Genomic DNA, 25,603 nt, shown 5'->3' on the forward strand with positions numbered 1-25,603 from the left:
CGAATGTCTCTCAGGCGGCCTCGGCGTTCGGCTCGAAACTGTCCGCCCGGGCCATCGCCCACATGTGCTGGTAGAACTCGCCGCTGACCTCGCCGCTGAGCAACTCGCCCGGCTTGAGGAACACATGCAGTTGCGAGAACAGCTTGATCTCGGTGGCGGACTTGCGCCGCACCAGATGTTTGGCCTCCAGTTGCGCCGGGTGGTCGAGGCCGGCGGCGGCGAGCATTTCGGCCAGGGCCTTGAGGGTGTTGCGGTGGAAATTGAACACCCGCTGGGCCTTGTCCGGCACCACCAGGGCGCGCTGGCGCAGACCGTCCTGGGTGGCGACGCCGGTAGGGCACTTGTTGGTGTGGCAGCTTTGCGACTGGATGCAGCCGATGGCGAACATGAAGCCACGCGCGGCGTTGGCCCAGTCGGCGCCGATGGCCAGCACGCTGGCGATGTCGAAGGCGCTGACGATCTTGCCGCTGGCGCCGAGCTTGATCTTGTCGCGCAGGTTCAGCCCGACCAGGGTGTTGTGCACGAACAGCAGGCCTTCGCGCAGCGGCACGCCGATATGGTCGGTGAACTCCACCGGCGCCGCGCCGGTGCCGCCTTCCTTGCCGTCGACGACGATGAAGTCGGGCAGGATGCCGGTTTCCAGCATCGCCTTGGCGATGCCCATGAATTCCCACGGATGGCCCAGGCAGAACTTGAAGCCCACCGGTTTGCCGCCGGACAGTTCGCGCAGTTGAGCGATGAAATGCATCATCTCGATCGGCGTCGAAAAGGCGCTGTGCCGCGACGGCGAAACGCAGTCCTCGCCCATCATCACGCCACGGGTCTCGGCGATTTCCTCGGTCACCTTGTGCTTGGGCAGGATGCCGCCGTGGCCGGGCTTGGCGCCCTGGCTCATCTTGATTTCGATCATCCGCACCTGCGGGTTGCGCGCCTGTTCGGCGAAGCGCTCGGGGTCGAAGCGGCCGTCGGCGGTGCGGCAGCCGAAATAGCCGCTGCCCAGTTCCCAGGTCAGGTCGCCGCCGTGTTCGCGGTGATAGGGGCTGATGCTGCCCTCGCCGGTGTCATGGGCGAAGTTGCCCAGCTTGGCGCCGAGGTTCAGCGCGCGGATGGCATTGGCGCTCAGCGAGCCGAAGCTCATCGCCGAGATATTGAACACCGACGCCGAATACGGCTGGGTGCATTGCGGCCCACCGACGATGACCCGGAACGCCGACGGATCGCTCAGCGGCGCCGGGCGCATGGAGTGGCCGATAAACTCGAAGCCGGACTGATAGACATCGATCAGCGTGCCGAACGGCTTGTCCGCCCCTTCGTTCTTGGCCCGCGCGTACACCAGCGAGCGCTGCGCGCGGGAGAACGGCAGGGCATCGCTGTCGGATTCCAGCAGGTACTGGCGGATCTCCGGACGAATACCTTCGACCAGGTAGCGGATATTGCCGAGGATCGGGTAGTTGCGGCGCACCGCATGGCGCTTCTGCAGCAGGTCGAACAGGCCGACCAGGCTGAGAATCGCGGTGGCGAGGGTGAAGGGCCAGAGCCATTCATGGTGCAGGAACGGCAGGCTGGCGAGGGTGAACAGGATGCAGGCAGCGAAAAAGGCGTAGCGGCTCAGAAGTGACAGGCTCATACGGTTTCCTTTGTATTGGCACGGTCAGGCAAGCCGTTAACCATATAGCCGATAAGGAAATGAAGCCAGTCAGACGCCGCGAATCAACCGGTCGCGCAGCGCGGCATGATCCTCCTCCGCGACCTCCGGCCAGTACTGCACCGCCCCGGCCACCAACGCCGCGACCGGTAGGCCATCGCGATACAGCAGCCGGTTGCCGGCCAGCGCCGGGACTTTGCTGCCGGGCAGCAAACTGCCGCTGAGGTTGAGCGGGTCGCTGCCGCTGACCGCCACCAGGCTGCCGTCCAGCGGACGCCGGCGCACCCCGCGCAGCACGGCGATGGCTTCCGGCAGGGCGAACTGTTCGCCGGCCAGGCCGCTGACGAAGCGGCCGCCACGGATTTCGCCGCGGGCTTCCAGGCGGTGGAAGGTGCGCAGCAGCTCGCGCCAGCTCGGCAGCCAGTCGGCTTCGCGCTCCAGCAGGCGCCAGAACACCACGCCGTAGCGGCGCAGCAAGGTCCGGGCGATGTGTTCGCGGACCGCTTCGCTGTCGTCGGACGCGGCACTGCGGCGCAGCAGCGACCAGCGCCCGGCGTCGTCCATGCCGCCGAACAGCGGCCCGCGTCCGCGCCGGCTGCTGTGGGCCTGGCGTTTGCTGGCGGGGGTGATCAGCGCGCGCAGGCCGGCGAAGCTGTCGGCGCTGACCAACCCGGCCGCCACCAACTCTTGCAGGGCGGTTTCCAGTTCGGTGGGCAACAGGTGGGCGTCGTCGCGCAACTCGTCGAAGAACAGCGCACCGTGCTGGCTCAAGGCGCCGTGGACTTTCTGTGCCCGCGGCGACAGCGCTTCGAGGTCGAAGGGCTGGCCGAGGCCCTGCCAGATCCCCAGGCGGCTGCGCGGCAGCAGCACCAGCGGCGTGCTGCGCAAGGTGCTGGCGGCGGCTTTGCCGCTGGGGGCCAGGCGCGCCCAGACGAATTTGCCGGCGCGACAGGCTTCGTCCAGCCAACGCGGGCTGTAGTCGCCAAGGCGCGTCGGCAGCAGGTCGTTTTCCCAGGCGCCGGCCGCCGCCGCGTAGCCTTCGAATTGCTCCAGCACTTCGCCAAGGGCGGCGTTGCCTTGCAGGCGGCTGCCGCTGGACAGGTGCTGCCAGTCGAACAGGAAACGCATGAAGTCCTGCAGGCTGACCGGCTCGATTTCCCGGCGCAGGCGCTTGAGGGTGTAGCGGTGGATACGCGCCAGCAGGTGCCGTTCGCACCATTGCTCGCGGGGTTCATCGGGGTGGAACCGGCCGCGCATGACATAGCCTTCGCCTTCCAGGCGGGCGAGGGCCTGCTGGATGACGGCGAGGTTCAGGTGCAGCGGCGCGGCGATCTGTTCCGGGGTCAGCGGACCGAAACCGCTCAGCCGGGCGCGCAGCAGTTCCAGCACGGCGCTGTCTTCATCCACCGCGGCATCGAAGCCTGGCAGCGGCGCCACGGCGGGTTGCAGTTCGGCTTGCGGATACACCGCCAGCAGCCCGTTCAGGCGCTCGCGAGCAAGCCACAGACCGGCGCCGTCCGCCAGTTGCAGGTGGCAGGCGCGGCCGCTTTCGGCGAGGGCGCCCAGCCACTGCGCCCAGTCGGGATTGGCGGCCACTTCCGCGTCGTTGATCGCCGCGAGGCTCATCAGCGCTTCATGCATTTCGTCGCGGTTGGCCGGTGCCGGCCAGGCTTCCAGCGCTACGGCGGCGATGGCATCGCGGTCGAGGGCGCCCAGTTCATCAGCGCTTTGCGGCTCGCTCCAGCGCCGGTTGAGCACGGCCTGGGTGCGCCGCTCTTCCAGCGGGGCGTCGTCAAGAAAGGTGTAGGGACGGGCATTGAGGATCGCCGCCGCCAGCGGCGACGGCGCGGGCAGGTCGCGGCAGATCAGGCGGATGCCGCCCGCTTCGATGCGCCGCAACAGGGCCAGCCAGCCGTCGGCGTCCATGGCTTCGTGCAGGCAGTCATCGAGGGTCTGTTCCACCAGCGGGTGCTCGGGGACTTCGCGCTCTCCGGCGAGGTTTTCCAGGCAGGCCAGTTGATCGGGAAACACCGCGGCGGTCAGGTCTTCGCTGCGCATGCGCTGGATCTGTGGGGCGATTCGCTTGCCGCCGGCAAAGCGCGGCAGGGCCAGGGCGACCCCGGCGTTCCAGCGCCAGCGCACGCCGAACAGCGGCGCGTCGAGCACCGCCTGGATCAGCACCTGCTCGGCGCTGGCGCTGGGCAAAAAGCGCCAGACGTCTTCCAGCGGAAAGCTGTGGCCCGCCGACAACGAAAGGATGATCGCGTCTTCGCTGGCCGCCGCCTGCAATTCGAAGTTGAAGGTGCGACAGAAACGCTTGCGCAGGGCCAGGCCCCAGGCGCGGTTGATGCGGCTGCCGAACGGCGAATGGATGATCAGTTGGGTGCCGCCGGATTCATCGAAAAACCGCTCCATCACCAGGGTGTCCTGGGACGGCAGGGCGCCGAGGACCTGGCGGGTCCGGCCGAGGTAATCGAACAGTTGCGCGGCGCTATCCGCGCCGAGGCCGAGGGTTGCGGCGAGCCAGTCCAGCAGGGGTTGTTCGCGGCCCTGGTGGTCTTGCAGGCAGTGGTCGATTTCGCCTTGCAGGCGGGCCACGGCGCGGGACAGTTCATCGCTGCGCCCCGGCGCTTCGCCGAGCCAGAAGGGGATGTTCGGCGGCAAGCCCTGGGCGTCCTCGACCCGCACCTTGCCCGGCTCGACGCGGAGGATGCGGTATGAGGCGTTGCCAAGCTGGAAGATATCGCCGGCGATGCTTTCCACGGCGAAGTCTTCGTTGACGCTGCCGATGTTCAGCGCCTGCGGCTCCAGCATCACCGCGTAGTCGGCGTTGTCGGGGATGGTCCCGCCGCTGGTCAGCGCGGTCAGTTGGCTGCCGCGCCGACCACGCAATTCGCCGCTCACGGCGTCGCGGTGCAGGTAGGCGCCGCGCACACCCTGGCGACCGCTGTAGCCTTCGGCGAGCATGCGCAGCAGCGCTTGATAATGTGCTTCGTCGAGTTCGGCGTAGGGTCGGGCGCGTCGGAAACAGTCCAGCAGCGCGTGTTCCGGCCACGGCTGGCAACTGACCTCGGCGATGATCTGCTGGGCCAGGACATCCAGCGGCGCCTTCGGCACATGCAGTTCGTCCAGCTCGCCGCGGCGCACGCAGTCGAGCAGGGCGACGCATTCGATCAAATCGTCGCGGGTGGTGGCGAACAGTCGGCCCTTGGGCGTGCCTTCGACCTGGTGACCGGAGCGGCCGACGCGCTGCAAAAACGCCGCGATGGAGCCGGGCGAGCCGATCTGGCAGACCAGTTCCACCTCGCCGATATCGATGCCCAGTTCCAGCGACGCGGTGGCCACCAGCACTTGCAGCTCGCCGCGCTTGAGGCGCTGTTCGGCGTCCAGCCGCGCCTCTTTCGCCAGGCTGCCGTGGTGCGCCGCCACCGCTTCGCGGCCCAGCCGTTCGCTCAGGTGCCGGGCGAGGCGCTCGGCCAGTCGCCGGGTGTTGACGAACACCAGGGTAGTGCGGTGTTCGCGGGCCAGTGCCGCGAGGCGGTCATAGACGCGCTCCCAGACATCGTTGGCCATCACCGCGCCGAGGGGCTGCGGCGGGACTTCGATGGCCAGGTCGCGCTGGCGCGCATGGCCGATGTCGACCACCGCGCAGGAGCGTCCCGTGCCCACCAGATACTCCGCGACACGTTCCACCGGCCGCTGCGTTGCGGACAGGCCGATGCGTCGCAACGGTTTGCCGCACAGGGATTCCAGGCGCTCCAGGGTCAGGCTCAGGTGGCTGCCGCGCTTGTTGCCGGCGATGGCGTGGATTTCATCGACGATCACCGTGTGCACGGTCGCCAAGCCCTTGCGCCCGGACTCCGAGCCGAGCAGCACATACAGCGACTCGGGCGTGGTCACCAGGATGTGCGGCGCTTGCCGGCGCATGGCGCTGCGTTCTTTCTGCGGGGTGTCGCCGGTGCGCACGGCGGTGCGGATGGCGGGAACCGGCAGACCGAGCTGCTCCAGTTCGGCACTGATGCCGGCCAGCGGATTCTGCAGATTGATCTGGATATCGTTGGACAGCGCCTTGAGTGGCGAGACGTAGACCACCCGGGTTTCATCCGGCAATTGGCCGTCGTTGGCCAGGCCCTGTTCGAACAGCTCGTCGAGCACGGCGAGAAAGGCGGTGAGGGTCTTGCCGGAACCGGTCGGCGCCGCCACCAGCAGCGATTCACCGTTGCGGATCAGCGGCCAGGCCTGCGCCTGCGCGGCCGTCACCGTGGGGAAATGGCGGCGAAACCAGTGGCGGACAGCCGGGTGGAAGAGGTCCAGCACCGGATGGTTGTGGGCGGGCAGATTCATCCCCTGTTTATGCGTCCTGCGCTGGATGCTTGCAAGGGGCCACTGGTCAGTTGCGGCATGACCGTGGGATCCTTGCCGGCCTTTTTTCCGCTGTGAGCTGTCGCCATGAGCAAGACCATCCGCATCGCCGCCGCCCTGTTGATCGACCCGCGCGGGCACACCCTGCTGGTGCGCAAGCGCGGCACGCAGGCGTTCATGCAGCCGGGCGGCAAGATCGAGGCGGGCGAGGCGCCGGTGGCGGCCTTGGCGCGGGAGTTGTTCGAGGAGTTGGGGCTGCGCATCGACGAGGAGCAGGCCGGTTATCTCGGCAATTTCAGCGCGCCGGCGGCCAATGAGCCGGGGTTCGAGGTAGTGTGCGAGCTGTTCCGCGTCGAGACCGATGTGGCGGTGGTGCCGGCCGCGGAAATCGAGGAAGCCCTGTGGGTGGATGCCGAGGCGGCCGAGCGGCTGGTGTTGGCGCCATTGACGCGGGACCTGATCCTGCCGCTCTACCGAGGCGTTTGACTGGGCGGGGCGCCTTACCTGACCACACTCACCCCGTCGAGGGTGGAGAACGAGGTGTCCTTGGCGGTCAGCAGGAAGTCGCGCATGTACGGTGCGTCCAGCATGTCGGTGCGGATCGCGGCGTACAGCGTGGCGAACAGGCCTTTGTCGCCGAGGCGCTTGCCCTTCACATAACCCCGCGAGCTGTATTCGTGCAGCGCCCAGTGCGGCATGCCGCAGACGCCGCGGCCGCTGGCCACCAGTTGCATCATCATCACCGTCAGTTCCGCCGTGCGCACCTGCCCCGGTTCGACATCGGCCGGCTCGAGGAAGCGGGTGAAGATGTCCAGGCGGTCGCGCTCCACCGGGTAGGTGATCAGGGTTTCCGTGGCCAGGTCTTCCGGCACCACATAGGGTTTGCTCGCCAGTGGATGCTGGTTGGCTACCGCCAGCATGGCTTCGTAAGTGAACAGCGGAACGTAGGTGATCCCGGCCAGGTCCACCGGGTCGGACGTCACCACCAGGTCGAGGTCGCCGCGGGCCAGGGCCGGCAGCGGGGCGAAGGCGAAGCCCGAGGCCAGGTCCAGTTCGACTTCCGGCCAGGCATCGCGGAACTGGTCGATGGTCGGCATCAGCCACTGGAAGCAACTGTGGCACTCGATCGCCATGTGCAGGCGCCCGGCGGTGCCGCCGGCCAGCCGGGCGATGTCGCGCTCGGCGCCGCGCAGCAGCGGCAAGGTGGCGTCGGCCAGTTGCAGCAGGCGCAGGCCGGCGCTGGTGAAGCGGATCGGCTTGGTCTTGCGCACGAACAATTGCATGCCCAGGCGCTCTTCCAGTTCCTTGAACTGGTGCGAGAGTGCCGACTGGGTCAGGTGCAGGCGGTCAGCGGCATCGACCAGGCTGTCGGCCTCGCGCAGGGCGTGCAGGGTTTTCAGGTGGCGGATTTCGAGCACCCGGCTTCTCCATGAGTAATATTTGAGTGAAAGTCGAATTGGTTGAGTTTGTCTCATGATGAGCAGGCTGTCGACCACAACGTTGTAGGCGCCAGTGAGACGCCAGCAAGCCGGACCGCTCTGCAACGGTCCGGCTTCGGGTTTTGGCGATGTGCCGTCGATCAGTCGAACAGCGCGGCAAAGTGCTTGTGCGCCAGCACCTTGCCGATATCTCCGCGCCAGATCCGTTCCGCCGACTCGCCCTGGCCTTGTTGCCATTGCAGACCACGGCGGCGTTGTTCAGGAATCTTCAGGTGGGCCTTGGCGAAGCTGGCGAACCCCGGATTCGCCGAGGTGTAGTGAAAGTGCGCGTACCACAGGGGACACGGTGGGGTGCGGGTCAGGTCGCGTATTTCGTACTCCAGCAGGTATTCGGCACGGCCCTCGGCGCGCTTGGGCATTTGAGTCATTTCGCCGACCTTGATGATGTCCACCGACTGGTGCTCCAGCAGGTAGTCCAGCATCCCTTCGCTCGGGGTCTTGCTCGCCAGCGTCTGACGGATGCGCAGTTCCCGTCCTTGTGTCACCAGCTCATCCGCCTTGGCCCGGAGTGTGTCGAGCAGCGGCGCCTGCGGGTCCTGTTCGGCGATGAGCGTGGCGCGGGTGCGAAGCTCGCCGGCTTCGCTGACCAGCAGGTGTTCCAGGTCTACCGGCAACATGTTCTGGCGGGCGTAACCCTGCACCTTGGCGGTGTAGGCGGGGAGGTTGTCCAGGCGCTCCCGGGCTTCGCGCATGAGTTGCTTGAGGTCACTGGGCGCGCTCGCGGGCGCGGGCCTGGGATTTTCCAGGCGCCAGCGGCCTTGCGCGCCTTCGACATAGATTTCGGTGTTGTTGTTGATCCCGGGAATGGTCATGCGCCGCTGCCTGTCGGCATGCTCCTCGATCCCCATCAGCACTTGGTTGTCCTCGGTTTCGAACAGTCGACGCGCGGGTTGCGCCGGGCCGGGTTGGCGCGTCTGCGTCGGGAATGCGGACTTCTTTCTCCAGCGTTCGGCCAGTTCAGTGATATGGCGCAGGCCTTCCAGGAACGGCTCGACATGGGGCTGATCGAAGAATTGCGGGTAGCTGGCGTTCCAGGCCAGAAAGTCGCGGTGATAGTTCTGGTAGGTTGCGTGGCAGTCCTGAAGTACGCGCTCGCGCTGGGTCGCACTGGCGCGCACCTCCGTCAGATGGAGCTGGTTGTTCAGTGCACGGTCAAGCCGGCTTCGGCTTCCGGCGATGCCCCGTTGGAGCAGGATCCAGGAAACATCGATGGCGGCTTCGTAACGGTTGACGATTTCCAGGTAGTTGCCGACCTTCAGGAGCTCGGTGGTGGCCTGGCTGAATTTCTGCTGCACGACTTCTACGTCTTCCTGCACGTTGGCACGCTGTTCGGCCACGGTGATGCGCTTGTTCCAGGCCTCGACCTCTTGCATCACCCTGCTGGTTTCGTCGAGTTTCTTCACCAGTTTCAGGCGCACCTGTTTGCGTTGTTGCAAGAGCTGCAGGTGGCGCTGGATGTCCATGACGGGGGTGGATTCTATCTCGCTGCCAATCGCATCGATTCGCTCCAGATGCGCCAGCGCCTTGGGTTTGATGATGTTCAGCTCGTTGAGCCTGCGATCGACCTGCAGCCAGGCAACGCGGCTTTGCAGCCCCTTCAGGCGGGTCCGATTGTTGCCGGTGCTCAACTGGACCAGTGCCTCGAGGTCGGGGTACAGCTCGGTGGCGATTTCTCTTTCCTTCAGGTAGCGGGCGCGCAATTCGATGGTCAGCGCGTTGCGCGCCTCCGGGTCGACTGTCTGGTTGAAGCGGTTCTGCTGCGCCTGGGTGCCCGAGTTGAGGTTTTGCAGTTCGTAGAGCCTCCGGTCGGCGCTGATTTTGAGGGCTTGCTGGCGACGCAGGACCGGGTCGGTCCACCAGCGTGGCAGGTGTCGGCGGATGGCCGCAGGCCATAGCGGGTCGGCGAATTCGGCCAAATGCCCCAGCGCGGCGCCGCCCCCGGCTGCGGGGCTGATGATATTGACGCCGTAGAGCGCGCCGTGGGTGTCCCAGTTGCCAAAACCGTCGAGGGCAACCGGCTGTTTGTACGCGGAGTTGGCTTTGCCGGTCAGGCGCCAGGTATGCCGGCTTGCATCGAATATCACCGGATAAACCCGGCCGCTGTTGAGGATGAACGTGCCTTCGGTGTGGCGGTAGATACCGCGATAGATACCCTCGGTGCCTGGCGTCAGGCCGACCAGTGACAGCTCCCCCGCGTATTCGTAGCCGCTGAAGCGATCCACGGCGGTACGTCGACGCCCGCCCGGCGCGGCATGCAAGTGGCCGCTGGCGACCAGTTGTTTCAGTTGCCGTTGGTGGATCCGCGCACGTGCCGGGCCGGGTTTGAGGCTGGCGCCGGGCAGCAGGTCCATGGCGGCGTCGATCAGCGATTGCAGGAGCGATTCAAGCGCCTCCAGGCCCTCGGCGACCTGGTTGTGGAGAAAGGCCGCCACGGCCCGGTTGGCGCTGGTCCAGGCGTCATAGAGTGCGATCACCGTGCCCGCGAAAGGCAGCACGCCCAGCGCCATTTTGATGTAGTCGAAAACCCTCCCGCTCTCCAGCGCGGCCAGCTCCAGGCGCAGTTCCCGGTTGGAGCGCGAGGTGCTGCGGTGGGCCTGGATCAGGCGGCCCAGGTGCGCGTTGAGTTGCAGCGCCGCCAGCGACGTCGTGGCCGGCCAGGCCTGCTCGATACCGATCAAGCCGTCGAAATGACGAACGCAGGCCTCGTTGATACGGCTGACGTGGTAGTCCACCTCGCCCTCCAGCGCCCGGTCGGCCAGGTACGCCGCGATGCTGCTGTCGAACGCCAGGTTGAACAGCGCGATGCGCGCACTTTCCAGGCTGTCGTATTGGCGCAGGAAGATCGCGTCAGGGCAGTCAGGCAAATACAGCAGGGTCAGGCCGCTGACGCTTTCGTGGATGAACGTCACGCCGGACAGCGGCGTATTGCGATCGCCGGTGTCCTCACCGCCCGGCATCAGCATCGCCGGCAACAGGCTGACGCGTTTGCCGCCGGTATTGAACGCTTCGCTTGAACTGGCATCGATGGTCAGCGACAGGAGTTCATGCCCGGCCTGGGTGATATGGCGCTGGTGCCGGGCCGCTTCGCCGCGAATCGCCAGCATCAGCCGGATAGGCGCCAGCAAGCATTCCTGACGGTATTGCTGATGGAAAAGGGGCGCGTCCGCGGCGCCCAGCAAGGCATCGCGAATGCGTTGCTCGTAACGCCCGGCGAGGTCCAGTTCGCTGACGAAGCGGCGCAGGTATATGGCATCCAGGCCGGAGGCGAGCGTGGACTGGTCAGCGGAGTCACCCTCCGTGAGTACCAGCCCCATGAACTGCAGGCGGTTGGACATGCTGTGGTCGATGTTGCCCAGGGCCAGTTCCTGGAGGCTTATCAGGCTTCTGCTTTTACTGGGTTTGAGGACGAGCGTGAGCGGCGTCCCCGGGGCGCCTGATCCTGCAATCGCTTCCCTTACGAACTGGGTCGAATCGGGCAAGTCGAGATGAACCTGCACGGCGCTGCCCAGGGCGAAATCGCGGATCAGGCGGGCCGTGACCTGTCGCGTGGCGAAGTCCTCGCGGCGGGGAAGTTCGCGTTCCAGCAAGGCTTGGGAGCGTCGCGCGGCAGGGACGCAGGCCTTGATCAGGGCCCTGAATGACTGACGTTCGGAAGGCGCCAACTGACGCAGCCATTCGGGTTGTCCGCGGTTCAGGGCCAGGGATCGGTTTTGTTCAAGGAAGCGCTCATAGGCCAGGTCGCGAGCGGTATTGACCGGGACGTTCAGTTCATCGAGGACTGTGCGCCGCAGTTCCTCCCGTGCGCTCTGGTACTGCGCTTCATCGTTTGCGGCAAAGCGCTGGCGCAGTTCGAGCGCGGCCTGTTCGCAAGCGGCCAGTTGGCGTTGCAGGCCATAGTCGAACGCGTCCCCGACCAAGGGCGTGAGCAGCAGCTTGCGGGCGTCGTCGCTCGCCGACAGCTTGAAGAATTCCCGCTCCAGCGCCGTCACTGAAGCGAACTGCTGCAAGCCGCCCGCGCTGCCAGGCCAGAACAGCAACAGCGGACGGTCAGTCACGACGGTGTTGGCCTCGGTGCCGTGGGCGATGACCAGCACACCGTCCAGCGGTTGTGAGGTGATCTGTTGGTCGTCGCCGGTCATTTGCAGGGTCAGCGCGGCCGCAACCACCGGGATGCCGCGCTGCGCCGCGGTGGGTGAGCGGAGCAGCGCTTCGAGCATGTGCCACTCGTCGTCGCCGAGCTGTTTCATGGCGTGCTGGAGAGCGGCCTCGGCGCGCAGGCCGTCCTGGCGCGCCTGTTTCAGGTCGGCGTAGGCGTCCTGGGCCCGGCTGCGCAATTCGTGTAGCCAGGCGGTGTCGAGTAACGAAGAGGCCGCGCTGTCGGCGCGGCTCTGCGCCATGGACAGGGCGTTGAGCGTTTCTCTGAGCGATTGCAGTGTTGGCGAATCAGGGTCGTCCTGCTCGCCTGCCAGGGTTTCGAAGGCCCGCAGTTGCTGTTTGACCATGCCCAGGCGGGTGCTGAGCGCGATGTCCTGGTACAGGTTGCCAAAGTCGGTGTGGCGAGGGGATTCGCCATCGTCGGCAGCGTTGGCCTGCGAGTGAAACAGCGGCGGTTCGGCGAACAGGGTGTTGCTCGCTCGCGCGTTGTCGTAGGCGTCGACGGCGGCAAGGGGGGCGCTCGCGGTGGCCGCCGGCGCGGCGTCGCTGTTTTGTTGCAGGGGAGTGAGATAGCCAGCCCGCAGATGCCCCATCAATTGCCGGAAGGCGGCATCCAGCGGCGCGTCCTGGACTTGGTAGTCGATGGTGTTGCGCGGTCGCAGCTCGTTGCTGGTATAGGACCACAGCAGGCGCTGGCGGTGCAGAAGCTCGCTTTCCATCGCTGCCCGATCGGCAAACACCTGTAGCGCGGGGGTGTACGACGGCAGGTAGAGCACGTGGTCGGTGCCCTCGCTGGCGACGGTGATGACCAGCGCGCCCGGCAGCCTGAGCCTGCTGCCATCGGCCAGAACCAGTTGCAGCGTCTCGAAACCGCTGGACACGGCTGGTGTATCGGGGCGCGGCAGCGCCGTTTGTAGCGCTTGCCACTGGCGTGCGGTCAGCGTGCCATCGGCCACGGCGAGATCGCAGGCCGCCTGGAAGTGCGCGTGGTACTGCCGCGCCGCCCAACTGCGCCGGGACAGCGGGGTGCCGGGCGCCCGGCCATTCCAGTAGACGATCCACTGTCTGTTGAGGCTGCTGGTGAGTTCCAGGGTCTTGAGTGTCTCCAGCAGCGCCGTTGGCGACAGGCCATGCAGCGGGTGATCCGTGGGCAAGCCAAAGACGTCACTGGGCTGGTTCAGGGTCGGATCCAGCGGAAACTGCAGGACGAATACGGCGGCTTCATCAAGGCACAGGCGCTGACCGGTGTGGAAGCGCAGGCCGGCAAGATCGCTGTCCAGGCCCCAACGCTCGGTGATCTGTTGCCTGATCGCGCCACGGATTGCGGGAAGCTCGCTGAACAGCTCGAGCATGTGCTTACGGCATTCGTGCCAACGCGCCGAGGCGCTGGAAAACAGGTTTTCATCGTGGGGGAGGGGGGCGTCGAGATTCTGTTCAAAAGCGAAGTCGATCACGGTCAAGGTGTCGACGTGGTCTGGGGCGGGCATCGGGTTTACCTCGGGCTCGGCGAAAACAGGCCGTACTGGCGCTGTGGTCGGCGGATTTGAGGTCAAGCCGGGGAAGGACGGGCGGTACATAGGTATCCGCTCGGCGAGGTTCATGAAATTGTCACGGAACTGTGGCAGCGCGCCGGCACAAACATCATCACACTCGCGCTCTACTGGGGATTTCGTTTTCGGTGTTTTTCCATGCGGTTGTATTTATTTCTCCTGGCGCTGCTGAGCGCCTTTCCGTCGTTCGCCGCGCCGCGTTGCGACGTCCATGCGCCGGTCGAGCAGGCCGAGCTGAAGCAGGTCAGCCTGGCCTACCAGAGTGTCGGGCGCAGCACCGACCCGGCGCTGTTGCTGGTCATGGGGCTGGGCGGGCAGTTGATCCACTGGCCTGATGAAGTGGTCGAGGCCCTGTGTCGCCAAGGCTTCCGGGTGATCCGCTACGACAACCGCGATGTCGGTCTGTCGCGCTGGAACCGGCCGCCCGCCGATGCCAGCCTGACCTACGAACTGGTGCGCTATCGCCTCGGGTTGTCGGTGAGTGCGCCCTACACCCTCGAAGACATGGCCGAGGACGGCCTGGAGCTGATGCAGTATCTCGGCGAAAGCCGCTTTCATGTGTTGGGCGTGAGCATGGGCGGGATGATCGCCCAGCACCTGGCGGCGATGGCGCCGGAGCGGGTCGAGAGCCTGACGCTGATCATGTCCAGTTCCGGTGCCCAGGGCCTGCCGGCGCCAAGCGCGGCGCTGATCCAGCAATTGGCGCGGCGCGGCGCGCCCAACCGCGAGGTGGCGATCGAGCAACAGGCGGACCTGCTGGCGGCGCTGGGTAGCCCGCGGGTGCAGGATGATCGTCAGGCGTTGCTGCAACAGGCGGCGGTGTCCTACGACCGCGCGTTCAACCCCGAAGGGGTCAAGCGCCAGATCATGGCGATCCTCGCCGAACCCAGCCGGGTCGAGTTGCTCAACCGCCTGCGGGTGCCGGCGCTGGTGGTGCATGGCACCGCCGATCCGCTGTTGCCGGTGATGCACGGGGTGCACCTGGCGGCGCATATCCAGGGCAGCCAGTTGGCGTTGATTCCCGGGTTGGCCCACCGATTCCAGGAACCGTTCAAGGCCGCGTTGCTGGCGGCGGTGCTGCCGTATTTACAGGCGCACCGCAATGATTTCAGGCATCTCGCCCAACGTTAATGAAGGCGTACCCAGACACTCACCAGAATCGCCGCCGCCACCAGCCACGCCAGCGCGGCGAGGGCCAGTGAGGCTTCCAGGCGCAGGCGGTCGACGAGGAAATACAACGCCGCGAGGTAGACGAAGTACGGAATGATCGACCACATGCCGAACACGATGGTGGTCTTCAGGTCGTCCAGCGAGCGGCCCCTGCCGACGATGTAGTGGGCGATCAGGGCGAAGGTGGGAAACAGCGGCACCAGCCCGGCGATGTAGTAATTGCGGGTCTTGGCCAGCATTGCGAGGATCACCACCACGGCGGCGCCAAGACAGGCTTTGAGTATCAGGTCCATGTGGTTTTCCGCCTTGTCAGCCGAGGCCGTATTTCTTCACTTTGTCGAACAGGGTGGTCTTGGCCATGCCCAGCTCCTGGCTGGCCTGGCTGAGATTGCCCCCGGTGCGTTGCAGCGCGTCGCTGAGCAGGTTGCGCTCGAAGGCTTCCACCGCCTCGGCAAAGCCCACGCCCTGGGACGGGCTGGTGCCGCTCTTCTTGAACGCCGGCAAGCCGAGGGCGAAGCGCTCGGCGACGTTGCGCAGTTCGCGCACGTTGCCCGGCCAGTCATGGCTCATCAGGCGCGACAGGGTCTGGCTGTCCAGTTGCGGCGCCTCGCGGTCGAAGCGCAGGGACGACAGTTGGAGGAAGTGTTCGAACAATTGCAGGATGTCTTCGCGGCGCTCGCGCAACGGCGGCAGTTCCAGGGTGACGACGTTGAGGCGGTAGTACAGGTCGCTGCGGAACTGGCCGCTCTGGCCGAGGGCGTCGAGGTCGGACTTGGTCGCGGCGATCACCCGGCAATCCACGGCGATGCTCTGGTTAGAGCCGAGGCGTTCGAGGGTGCGCTCCTGCAACACCCGCAGCAGTTTGATCTGCAGGTTGATCGGCATGCTCTCGACCTCGTCGAGGAACAGCGTGCCGCCATTGGCGTGCTCGATCTTGCCGATCCGCCGCTTGCCCGCGCCGGTGAAGGCGTTGGCCTCATGGCCGAAGATTTCGCTTTCGAACAGGTTTTCCGGCAGGCCGCCGCAGTTCAGCGCGACGAAAGGCTGGGACTGGCGCCGGCTGAAGTCGTGCAGGCAGCGCGCGACCAGTTCCTTGCCGGTGCCGGTCTCGCCTTCGATCAGCACGTTGGCCGAGGTGTCGGCGACGTTGGCGATCAGCTCGCGCAGGTTCTGCATCGCCGGCGAACGGCCGATGATGCGGCCTTCCAGGGTGCTGCGCTCGGCCAGTTGGCGGCGCAGGGCGAACACTTCCCGGGCCAGGCCACGTTGTTCGAGCGCGCGGCGGACCACGTCGACCAGGCGCTCCGGCGAGAAGGGTTTTTCCATGAAATCGTAGGCGCCGTTGCGCATCGCGCCGACGGCCATGTCGATGTCGCCGTGGCCGGTGATCAGCACCACCGGCAGGCTGCTGTCGCGGGCCTTGAGGCGGCTGAGCAATTCCAGGCCATCGATGCCGGGCAGGCGGATGTCGCTGACGACGATCCCGGCGAAGTCGTCGCCGATCCGCTCCAGGGCCTGTTCGGCACTGCTCACGCCTTCGCTGGCGATGTCTTCCAGGGCCAGGGCCTGCTGGCAGCCAAGCAACACATGCGGGTCGTCTTCGACGATCAGGACGGTAAGGGGCGATGGGTTCATAAGGACTCGGCGGGTTCAGTGGCGGTTTTGACCAGCGGCAGGCTGATGACGAACGCGGTGCCGCCGTTGGCGGGGTGTTCGACGCTCAGGTTGCCGCCGGCGGCGGCCGCGAGGCTGGCGGACAGGGTCAGGCCCAGGCCGAGGCCATGCTCGCCCGGTTTGGTGGTGAAGAACGGTTCGAACAGGTGCTTGCGGGCTTCGTCGTCGATGCCGTGGCCGTTGTCGCGGACCCGCAGGCGGTATTTGTCGTCCTGGCGCTCGCCTTCCAGCCAGAGCTGCGGCAGCGGCACCGTGGCCATGGCGTCCAGGGCGTTGCCGATGAGGTTGACGAGAATCTGTTCCAGGCGGGTCTGGTCGATGGCCAGTTGCTGGTCGCTGTAGTTGCTGTGCAGCTTCAGGTGGCACCCTTCGATGCGCGCGTTGAGCACTTGCAGGGTAGCCTCGACGGCCTTGCTCAGCGAGGCCTGGCCGCGGTCGTCGCCGCGCCGGGCGAAGGAGCGCAGGCTGGCGGTGATGCGGCCCATGCGGTCGATCAGGTCGTTCATGGTCAGCAGGTTGGCGCTGGCGATTTCCAGCGAGCCGCGTTCGAGGAAGCGCACGGTGTTGCCGGACAAGGTGCGCAGCGCGGCCAGCGGCTGGTTCAGTTCGTGGGCGATGCTGGTGGACATCTGGCCGATGGCCGCGAGTTTTCCGGCCTGCACCAGTTCGTCCTGAGCGTGGCGCAGAGTCTGCTCGGCCTGGCGACGTTCGCGGATCTGCGCTTTCAGGCGGTCGTTGCTGGCGCGCAGGTCGGCGGTGCGTTCGGCGATCTTGCGTTCGAGCTGGTTGTTGGCTTCTTCCAGCGCCTCGCGGGCGGCCAGGCGGGTGGCGATCACCTTGCGTCGCTCGTTCCAGGCGATGGCGAGAATGGCCAGCAGGGCGAAAGCCACGGCTACCAGAACACCCTGGATGATCGATTCGCGGCGCAGGTCCTGCAGCGGCGTCAGCAGGGTGAAGTGCCAGGGCGTGTCGACCAGACGGCGAGTCTGCGCCAGGTAAGCGACTTCATGGGTGCCGTCATCGAGCCGAGCGTTGGCCGGGAAGGTCAGTTTCTCCAGGTCGTCGCCGAGTTTTTCCCGGCCCAGCGGTTGCAGCTCGTTGAGCGAGAACCAGTAGTACTGCAGGCTGCGGGCCAGGCGTTCCTTGAGTTCCGGGTTGAGCGGACGCACTGACTTCAGGCGTCGGGCCGGGTCGCTGGAGAGGATGATGATGCCGTTCTCGTCGCTGACGAAGGCTTCCAGGCGGGCGCGTTGCCAGCGTTCTTCGAGGGGTTCCAGGCGCACCTTTATCACCGCGACGCCAATGATCTTGCCGTGTTCTTCAAGACCGTGGGCCAGGTAGTAGCCCGGCTCGCCGGTGGTGCTGCCGATGCCGTAGAAACGTCCCGGCTGGCCGCGCACGGCGTCCTGGAAATAGGCACGGAACGACAGGTCTTCGCCGAGGAAGCTGTCGACATCGCGCCAGTTGCTGGAGGCCTGGACCCGGCCGCTGGTGTCGAGGACGAAGATCGCCCGGCTGCGGCTGCGCCGGTTGAGGCCTTCGAGGTATTCGTTGACCACTTGCCGGTGTTCGCCATCCGGTTCGGTCAGCAGCTTCGACACGCTGTCTTCCAGCTCCAGCAGGCTGGGCAGGTAGGTGTACTTGCTGATTTCGCTCTCGACGGTTCGCGCGTGCAGCTCTAGCTGGCGCTCGCCGTTGTCGCTCAAGGTGCGGATGCCGTTGTGTTCGCTGACCATGAAGCCGGCGACGCCCAGGCCGATCGTCAGCAGGAGGATCAGTGGGGGAATGATGAGCTGGCGAATCAGGCGGGGTTTCACGGCAAGGGCAGGCTTGGCTGGGCGAAAGAGCGTGGGATCGCATTTCATCACAGTGGCCTTATGACGACCAGCGCCCGCTGCCCGGCGAACACCGGACAGCGGGCTGCGGTCTGCTTAGTGCTGCAGGATCTTGCTGAGGAAGTGTTGGGTACGCTGGTCACGCACGCTCTGGTCACCAAAGAATTCTTCCTTGGTGCAGTCCTCGATGATGTTGCCCTTGTCCATGAAGATGACCCGGTTGGCGACCTTGCGGGCGAAGCCCATTTCGTGGGTCACGCACATCATGGTCATGCCTTCGTTGGCGAGCTGGACCATGACGTCCAGTACTTCACTGACCATTTCCGGGTCCAGGGCCGAGGTCGGTTCGTCGAACAGCATGACGATCGGGTCCATGGCCAGTGCGCGGGCAATCGCGACACGTTGTTGCTGGCCGCCGGAAAGCTGGCCGGGGTGCTTCCCGGCGTGGGCGCTCAGGCCGACGCGGTCGAGCAGGGCCAGGCCTTTCTTTTTCGCTTCGGCATCGCTGCGACCCAGCACTTTGCGCTGGGCGATGGTCAGGTTCTCGGTGATGGTCAGGTGCGGGAACAGCTCGAAGTGCTGGAACACCATGCCCACCCGCGAGCGCAGCTTCGGCAGGTTGGTCTTCGGGTCGGCGATGGAGGTGCCGTCGACGATGATGTCGCCTTTCTGGAACGGTTCCAGCGCGTTGACGCACTTGATCAGGGTCGATTTGCCCGAGCCGGACGGCCCGCAGACCACCACCACTTCACCTTTCTTGACCTCGGTATTGCAGTCGGTCAGTACCTGGAAGTCGCCGTACCACTTGTTGACGTTCTTGATGGAAATCATACGGTTATCCTTTTCTGCAGACGCTTGACCAGGAAGGAAGCGGAGAAGCTGATGACGAAGTACACGACGCCGGCGAAGATCAGGAACTCATTCGAGCGTCCGATGATGTCGCCACTGGCCCGTGCCGAGTTGAGAAAGTCCACCAGGCCGACGGTGTAAACCAGCGAGGTGTCCTGGAACAGGATGATGCTCTGTTGCAGCAGCAACGGGGTCATCTTGCGGAATGCCTGGGGCAGGATGATCAGGCGCATGGTCTGGCCGTAGGTCATGCCCAGCGCTTGTGCCGCGCCCATCTGGCCCTTGGCGATCGACTGCACGCCCGCACGGACGATTTCGCAGAAGTACGCCGCCTCGAACATCATGAACGCCACGACGCAGGAGGTGAACGCGCCGATCGGGGTGTCTTCGCCGGTGATCCAGCGCAGCACGAAGGGGACCGCCAGGTAGAACCAGGTGATCACCAGCAGCAGCGGGATGGAGCGGAAATAGTTGACGTAGGCACCGGCCAGGTTCGACATCAGCTTGTTCGATGACAGCCGCATCAGCGCCAGGATAGTGCCCAGCACGATACCGCCGACGATGCCCATGACCATCAGTTGCAGGGTCATGCGCATGCCGTTCCAGAGGCCCGGCAGGGCGGGAATGATCCCGCTGAAGTCCAGTTCCATCATTTACCTCCCACGGAGATCAGGCCCGGTACCGAAACTTTCTTCTCGACCATGCGCATGAGCAGCATCAGGCCCATGTTCAGGGTGAAGTAGATCAGCGTGGCGAGGGTGAAGGCTTCGAACAGGTTGGCGGAGAATTCGGCGGTCTGCTTGGTCTGCGCCAGCAGCTCCATCAGGCCGATCAGCGAGGCGACCGACGAGTTCTTGAAGACGTTGAGGAACTCCGAGGTGAGCGGCGGAATGATGATCCGGTAGGCCTGGGGCAGCAGCACGTTGCTGTAGATCTGCGAGAGGCTGAAACCCATGGCGCGGGCGGCGGCTTCCTGACCGCGGGGCAGGGCCTGGATGCCGGTGCGGACCTGTTCGCAGACCCGTGCGGCGGTGAACAGGCCGAGGCAGATGACCACGCTGATCAGTGCCGAGGTCGTCGGGTTGAGGTCCTGCTTGAACCATTCCTGCAGGCCTTCGGGCAACAGGTCGGGGACCAGGAAGTACCAGATGAACAGTTGCACCAGCAGCGGTACGTTGCGGAAGAGTTCCACGTAGCAGGTGGCGATACCCGATACCACGCGGTTCGGTACGGTGCGCATGACGCCGAGGACCGAGCCCAGCAGCAACGCGATGATCCAGGCGGCGATCGCAATGGCGATGGTCCAGCCCAGACCGGTGATGTACCAGTCGAGGTAGGTCTCGTCGCCCACGCCGGTGGACTTGAAGAATACGCCCCAGTCCCAGTTGTAATTCATCGGGGTCTCCCCTCAGATCAGTTGTTTCACGGGCACCTTCGAGCATCCGGGGGCGCGGGCGCCCTCGGATGAAAGGTTAGACACTAACTAAACGGGATTCAGGACTTCTTTTCGTCCGCGGCTTTGTCGGTAGGGTTGGCGATCAACGCCTTGAGCTCTTCGCTCATCGGGAAGCCGAGGTTCAGGCCTTTTGGTGGGACCGGCTGCTGGAACCACTTGTCGTAGATCTTGTTGATCTCGCCCGACTTGTAGAGCGCGACGATGGCCTTGTCGACCGCCGCCTTGAACGGTGCGTCGTCCTTGCGGACCATGCAGCCGTAGATTTCATAGGATTGCGGCGTACCGGTAACGACCCAGTCGGTCGGCTTCTTGGCCTTGGCCATTTCGCCTGCGAGCAGGGCATCGTCCATCATGAAGGCAACGGCGCGACCGGATTCGAGCATCTGGAACGACTCGCCGTGGTCCTTGGCCGAGATGACGTTCATCTTCATCTGCTTGTCGGCGTTCATGGCCTTGAGGATGCGCTCGGAGGTGGTACCGGCGGTGGTCACCACGTTCTTGCCGGCCAGGTCCGGGAAGTCCTTGTAGGCGGGTTGACCGTCCTTGACCTTGGTCAGCAGGCGGGTACCGACTTCGAAGATGCCGACCGAGAAGGCGACCTGCTGCTGGCGCTCGACGTTGTTGGTGGTGGAACCACACTCGACGTCAACGGTGCCGTTCTGGACCAGCGGGATGCGGGTCTGGGAGGTGACCAGGTTGTATTTGACGTTCAGGTTGGGAAGGTCCAGATCCTTTTTCAGGGTCTCGACGATTGCCAACTGGATGTCGTGGGAGTAACCGACCGGTTTACCCGAAGCGTCGGCGATGTAAGAAAACGGAATGGAAGCGTCCCGATGCCCCAGCGTAACGGTGCCCGAGTCCTTGATCTTCTTCAGGGTGCCGGTCAGTTCTTCGGCCATGACGGGCGAAGCGATCACAGCGGCCGCGATAGCGGCGCCCAACAGATGACGAACGATACGCATCTAATTTTCCTCGACGTTGTTTTTTTTATGAGGCCGTTGTCGGCCGTTTCGTTCAGCGAACACTGCAATAAAGCGTTTGCGCATTCGGGTACTGAGTGTAGAGCATGAGTCGTGCCAGGCGCTGACTTCGGTCATGAAGGCCCGGTTTTACTGGATAGCAGGGTTATTTGACGGGCGTTTGACAGGAGGCTGTGTACGGTAGGCCGAATCTTACGAAGGTTGGCGTTCGGAAAGCCGAACGAAGGCGGCGATGGGGTTGACGCGGAACTTGTGAGAGTGGCTGTTAGCCGCGATGGGCTGCTCCCACGGGTTCCGTGTCAACCGCCGCGATTCAGGCAGCCTGCACCCGACCACGCTTCAGCTCGACCCGCTGCAGATACTCACGCAGCGCCTGCTGTTCCGAGGCGCTCAGGAACAGCCCCAGTTTGCTGCGGCGCCACAGAATGTCGTCGGCGTTCAGCGCCCATTCTTCGCGGCACAGGTAATCCACTTCACGGCTGAACAGGCCACCACCGATGGCTTCGCCCAGATCTTCCGGACCTTGCGCGCCTTCCAGCAGCGCCAGGGTACGGCTGCCGTAGGTCAGCGCCCAGCGTTTGGCCAGGGCGGCAGGCAGCCAGCCGTGGCGGGCGAGGATTTCGTCGCAAAGGGCTTGCGGCGTGCTCATGCCTTCACCGCCGGGCAGCGGTGCGGTGGCGGTCCAGCTTCCGGTCATTTGGGTAAACCAGGGGGCCAGTTCGCCCATGGCCGATTCGGCCAGCTTGCGGTAGGTGGTCAGTTTGCCGCCGAACACCGACAGCAGTGGCGCCTGGCCGTTTTCCGAAGACAACGCCAGGGTGTAGTCGCGGGTGACCGCCGAGGGGTTGTCCGACTCGTCGTTGCACAGCGGACGCACACCGGAATAGGTGTGGAGGATGTCGCTGCGGCTGAGTTGATGATTGAAGTGCTGGTTGACCACGTTGAGCAGGTAGTCGGTCTCGGCTTCGGTGATTGCCACCTGAGCGGGATCGCCGCTGTATTCGCGGTCGGTGGTGCCGATCAGGGTGAAGCGTTCCAGGTAAGGAATGCAGAACACGATGCGCTGGTCTTCGTTCTGCAGGATGTAGGCATGTTCGCCTTCGTACAGCTTCGGCACGATCAGGTGGCTGCCCTGGATCAGGCGGATGCCGTAGGGCGCGTCGAGCTTCAGGTCATCCTTGATGAACTTGGCCACCCACGGGCCGGCGGCGTTGACCAGCGAGCGGGCCTGGATGGTCTGCTGGCTGCCGTCGGCGCGTTCGACCTGCACGTTCCACAGCTTGCCGCTGCGACGCGCGCTCAGGCAGCGGGTGCGGGTGAGGATGTGCGCGCCGCGCTCACGGGCGGCCATGGCGTTGAGCACCACCAGGCGGGCATCGTCCACCGCGCAGTCGGCGTATTCGAAACCGCGGGTGATGGCCGGCTTGAGCGGGCTGCCCGGGCCGAAGCGCAAGCTGCGCGAGGCGCCAAGTTGCTTGCGCTTGCCCAGGTTGTCGTAGAGGAACAGGCCGGCACGGATCATCCAGCCCGGACGCAGGTGAGGGCGGTGCGGCAGAACGAAACGCATCGGCTTGACGATGTGCGGAGCCTTGGCCAGCAGCACTTCGCGTTCGGCGAGGGCTTCGCGCACCAGGCGGAATTCGTAATGTTCGAGATAGCGCAGGCCACCGTGGATCAGCTTGCTGCTGGCCGATGAGGTGTGGCTGGCGAGGTCGTCCTTTTCGCAGAGGAACACCGAAAGACCGCGTCCGGCAGCGTCGGCGGCGATGCCGACACCATTGATGCCACCACCGATGACGGCAACGTCATAGATTTCGGCAAGGATGGGGGAGCTGGAATTGGACACGGCGCGGCCTCTTGTAAAGTCGTTCTGGTATCTTTTCTGAACATTAATGTTCGTATTCGAAAATGTTAGCCGAACGGAAAGCCGCCGACCAGTGACTTTCCATAGAAAATACTGATCTGGTTACAAATAAGTGAAAAAAACCGAACATTGAAACCGCCACCCTTACGATGGCGGTTGCGGGGCCGTCACACCACTTCGAGGCGGATCTTGTTCTGGTTGAGCAACTGGCTCAGGGCGGCGACGGGAGCCTGGTCGGTTACCAGGCAGTCGATCAGGCTGATCGAGCCGAGGCGGACCATGGCGTTGCGGCCGAACTTGCTGGAGTCGGCGGCGAGGATCACTTGCCGGGCATTGGCGATGATCGCCTGGGAAACGCGCACTTCCTGGTAGTCGAAGTCCAGCAGGCTGCCGTCTTCGTCGATGCCGCTGATGCCCACCAGGGCGAAATCGACCTTGAACTGGTTGATGAAGTCGACGCTGGCCTGGCCCACCACACCGCCGTCGCGGCGCACATTGCCGCCGGCCAGCAGCACTTCGAAGTCGTCCTTGGCACTGAGGATCGAAGCGACATGCAGGTTGTTGGTGATGATTTTCAGGTGATTGTGGTTGAGCAAGGCGCGGGCGATGGACTCGGTGGTGGTGCCGATATTGATGAACAGCGAGGCGTTATCGGGGATCTGCCGGGCCACGGCTTCGGCGATGCGCTGTTTCTCATCGCGCATCTGGTCGGCGCGCATGGCGTAGGCGGTGTTTTCGATGCTGGAGTCGTAGGCCGCGCCACCGTGATAGCGCCGCAGCAGATTGACCTCCGCCAGTTGGTTGATATCGCGGCGGATGGTTTGCGGGGTGACGACGAACAATTGCGCCATTTCTTCGATACTGACGTAGCCGCGTTCGCGGACCAGTTCGAGAATTTGTTGTTGGCGGGGAGGCAGATTCATGGGCGTCCTTCAGGGGCGGCCGAAAAATGCTGCAATGATGCCGTAGGAAGTAGCCGGGGACCAGCCTGAGTGCGGCAGCCGCGTAGCACAGGGCGCATCCATTGCGGATGCGCCCTGTACGCACTGCTTACTCTTCGTGGGGTTCCCAGTCGCGCGTGCGATCAACGGCCTTGAGCCAGCCGCTGTAGAGTTTTTCCTTCTCCGCTTCCGCCAGTTGCGGGGTGAATTCGCGCTCGATCAGCGCCTTGCCGCGCAATTCGTCCAGGCCGCTCCAGAAGCCACAGGCCAGGCCCGCCAGGTAGGCGGCGCCGAGGGCGGTGGTTTCGCGCATCTGCGGACGCTCGACACAGGTGCCGAGGATGTCGGCCTGGAATTGCATCAGGAAATTGTTGGCTACCGCGCCACCGTCCACGCGCAGCGCGCTGAGGCGTTGGCCGCAGTCCTGCTGCATGGCGTCGAGGACATCGCGGGTCTGGAATGCGATCGACTCCAGTGCGGCGCGGATGATGTGGTCCACCTTGACCCCGCGGGTCAGGCCGAACAGCGCGCCACGGGCGTAAGGATCCCAATAAGGTGCGCCAAGGCCGGTGAAGGCCGGCACCAGGTACACGCCGTTGCTGTCCTTGACCTTGCTGGCGAAGTACTCGGTGTCGTGGGCGTCGTTGACGATCTTCAGTTCGTCGCGCAGCCACTGCACGGTGGAGCCACCGTTGAACACGGCGCCTTCCAGTGCGTAGGCCACTTCGCCACGCGGGCCACAGGCGATGGTGGTCAGCAGGCCGTGGGAGGACTGCACGGCTTTGTCGCCGGTGTTCATCAGCAGGAAGCAGCCGGTGCCGTAGGTGTTCTTGGCCTGGCCTGGCTCCACGCACATCTGGCCGAACAGCGCGGCCTGCTGGTCGCCGGCGATACCGGCGATGTCGATGCCGCTCTTGGTCTTGCCGTAGATTTCCGAGGACGAACGAACTTCGGGCAGCATCTTCCGCGGGATGCCCAGCACTTCCAGCATCTTGTCATCCCACTGCAGCGTGTGGATGTTGAAGAGCAGGGTGCGCGAGGCGTTGGTGTAGTCGGTGACGTGAACCTTGCCGCCGGAGAATTTCCAGATCAGCCAGCTATCGACGGTGCCGAACAGCAGGTCGCCGCGCTCGGCGCGCTCGCGGGCGCCTTCGATATTGTCGAGGATCCACTTGAGCTTGGTGCCGGAGAAGTAGGGGTCGGTGACCAGGCCAGTGGTTTCGCGGATGTAGTCCTGCAGGCCGTCGCGCTTGAGCTGTTCGCAGATCTCGGTGCTGCGTCGGCACTGCCAGACGATGGCGTTGTACACCGGGCGACCGGTTTCCTTGTCCCAGACCACCGTGGTTTCACGCTGGTTGGTGATACCGATGGCGGCGACCTGGTCGTGGCTGATGCCCGCCTGAGCCAGGGCTTCGACCATGGTTGCGCTCTGGGTGGCGAAGATTTCCATCGGGTCGTGCTCGACCCAGCCGGCCTGCGGGTAGTGTTGGGCGAACTCGCGCTGGGAGGTGCCGACCACGTTGGCATCGCGGTCGAAAATGATGGCCCGCGAACTGGTCGTGCCCTGGTCGAGGGCAATGATGTAGTTCTTGTTCTGACGGTCTGTCATGTCGTTGGCCTTGC

Annotated in this window: 16 protein-coding genes; 2 read left to right on the forward strand and 14 right to left on the reverse strand. The window is 64.9% G+C overall.

Features of this window, described 5'->3' with window-relative positions:
• Positions 1-10: 10 nt before the first annotated feature.
• A complete protein-coding gene (locus NTD82_RS08055) occupies positions 11-1,627 on the reverse strand; it encodes an FMN-binding glutamate synthase family protein (RefSeq protein ID WP_262128327.1) in 1,617 nt (538 codons plus the stop codon).
• Between the two features lie 69 nt (positions 1,628-1,696).
• On the reverse strand, positions 1,697-5,989 hold the full coding sequence (locus NTD82_RS08060; protein ID WP_262128328.1) for a DEAD/DEAH box helicase: 4,293 nt from the start codon (positions 5,987-5,989) through the stop codon (positions 1,697-1,699).
• Positions 5,990-6,094: 105 nt separating this feature from the next.
• On the opposite strand from NTD82_RS08060, the gene NTD82_RS08065 reads away from it, so the two are divergent.
• A complete protein-coding gene (locus NTD82_RS08065) occupies positions 6,095-6,493 on the forward strand; it encodes an NUDIX hydrolase (protein WP_262128329.1) in 399 nt (132 codons plus the stop codon).
• Between the two features lie 14 nt (positions 6,494-6,507).
• On the opposite strand, the gene metR is transcribed toward NTD82_RS08065, so the two are convergent.
• Both metR and NTD82_RS08075 read right to left on the reverse strand, forming a co-directional pair.
• A complete protein-coding gene (metR, locus tag NTD82_RS08070; RefSeq protein ID WP_095154872.1) occupies positions 6,508-7,425 on the reverse strand; it encodes a transcriptional regulator MetR in 918 nt (305 codons plus the stop codon).
• A 161-nt stretch (positions 7,426-7,586) separates the two neighbouring features.
• Positions 7,587-13,148 (reverse strand): dermonecrotic toxin domain-containing protein, encoded by a 5,562-nt coding sequence (locus NTD82_RS08075; protein ID WP_262128331.1) that lies wholly within the window; start codon positions 13,146-13,148, stop codon positions 7,587-7,589.
• Positions 13,149-13,349: 201 nt separating this feature from the next.
• Between NTD82_RS08075 and NTD82_RS08080 the strand changes: the two genes are divergently transcribed.
• Entirely contained in the window at positions 13,350-14,342 is a 993-nt protein-coding gene (locus NTD82_RS08080; protein WP_262128332.1) for an alpha/beta fold hydrolase, read from the forward strand.
• Here NTD82_RS08080 and NTD82_RS08085 read toward each other — a convergent pair.
• The 10 genes from NTD82_RS08085 to glpK all read right to left on the reverse strand — a co-directional run bounded on the left by NTD82_RS08085 (position 14,339) and on the right by glpK (position 25,589).
• Complete coding sequence (locus tag NTD82_RS08085) at positions 14,339-14,665, reverse strand: GlpM family protein (protein ID WP_262128453.1); 327 nt, start codon at positions 14,663-14,665, stop codon at positions 14,339-14,341. The genes NTD82_RS08080 and NTD82_RS08085 overlap by 4 nt on opposite strands.
• 25 nt (positions 14,666-14,690) lie before the next feature.
• Complete coding sequence (locus NTD82_RS08090) at positions 14,691-16,016, reverse strand: sigma-54-dependent transcriptional regulator (RefSeq protein WP_095154876.1); 1,326 nt, start codon at positions 16,014-16,016, stop codon at positions 14,691-14,693.
• Positions 16,013-17,920, reverse strand: a complete 1,908-nt coding sequence (locus tag NTD82_RS08095; RefSeq protein ID WP_262128334.1) for an ATP-binding protein — start codon at positions 17,918-17,920, stop codon at positions 16,013-16,015. The genes NTD82_RS08090 and NTD82_RS08095 overlap by 4 nt, the downstream gene beginning before the upstream one ends.
• A 66-nt stretch (positions 17,921-17,986) precedes the next feature.
• On the reverse strand, positions 17,987-18,721 hold the full coding sequence (locus tag NTD82_RS08100; protein ID WP_262128336.1) for an amino acid ABC transporter ATP-binding protein: 735 nt from the start codon (positions 18,719-18,721) through the stop codon (positions 17,987-17,989).
• Positions 18,718-19,389, reverse strand: a complete 672-nt coding sequence (locus tag NTD82_RS08105) for an amino acid ABC transporter permease (protein WP_095154879.1) — start codon at positions 19,387-19,389, stop codon at positions 18,718-18,720. The genes NTD82_RS08100 and NTD82_RS08105 overlap by 4 nt, the downstream gene beginning before the upstream one ends.
• Positions 19,389-20,135, reverse strand: a complete 747-nt coding sequence (locus tag NTD82_RS08110) for an amino acid ABC transporter permease (protein WP_095154880.1) — start codon at positions 20,133-20,135, stop codon at positions 19,389-19,391. The genes NTD82_RS08105 and NTD82_RS08110 overlap by 1 nt, the downstream gene beginning before the upstream one ends.
• Before the next feature lie 98 nt (positions 20,136-20,233).
• Complete coding sequence (locus NTD82_RS08115) at positions 20,234-21,157, reverse strand: glutamate/aspartate ABC transporter substrate-binding protein (RefSeq protein WP_095154881.1); 924 nt, start codon at positions 21,155-21,157, stop codon at positions 20,234-20,236.
• A gap of 331 nt (positions 21,158-21,488) precedes the next feature.
• Positions 21,489-23,021: a glycerol-3-phosphate dehydrogenase gene (gene glpD, locus NTD82_RS08120; protein ID WP_262128340.1), complete on the reverse strand. Its 1,533-nt coding sequence runs from the start codon at positions 23,019-23,021 to the stop codon at positions 21,489-21,491.
• A 185-nt stretch (positions 23,022-23,206) separates the two neighbouring features.
• Positions 23,207-23,962, reverse strand: coding sequence for a DeoR/GlpR family transcriptional regulator (locus NTD82_RS08125; protein ID WP_262128341.1), 756 nt, complete (start codon positions 23,960-23,962; stop codon positions 23,207-23,209).
• Between the two features lie 127 nt (positions 23,963-24,089).
• Complete coding sequence (gene glpK, locus NTD82_RS08130) at positions 24,090-25,589, reverse strand: glycerol kinase GlpK (protein WP_262128343.1); 1,500 nt, start codon at positions 25,587-25,589, stop codon at positions 24,090-24,092.
• Positions 25,590-25,603: the final 14 nt, after the last annotated feature.

The organism is Pseudomonas sp. 5P_5.1_Bac1 (assembly GCF_025466015.1).
In the GTDB taxonomy this organism is placed as follows: Bacteria; Pseudomonadota; Gammaproteobacteria; order Pseudomonadales; family Pseudomonadaceae; genus Aquipseudomonas.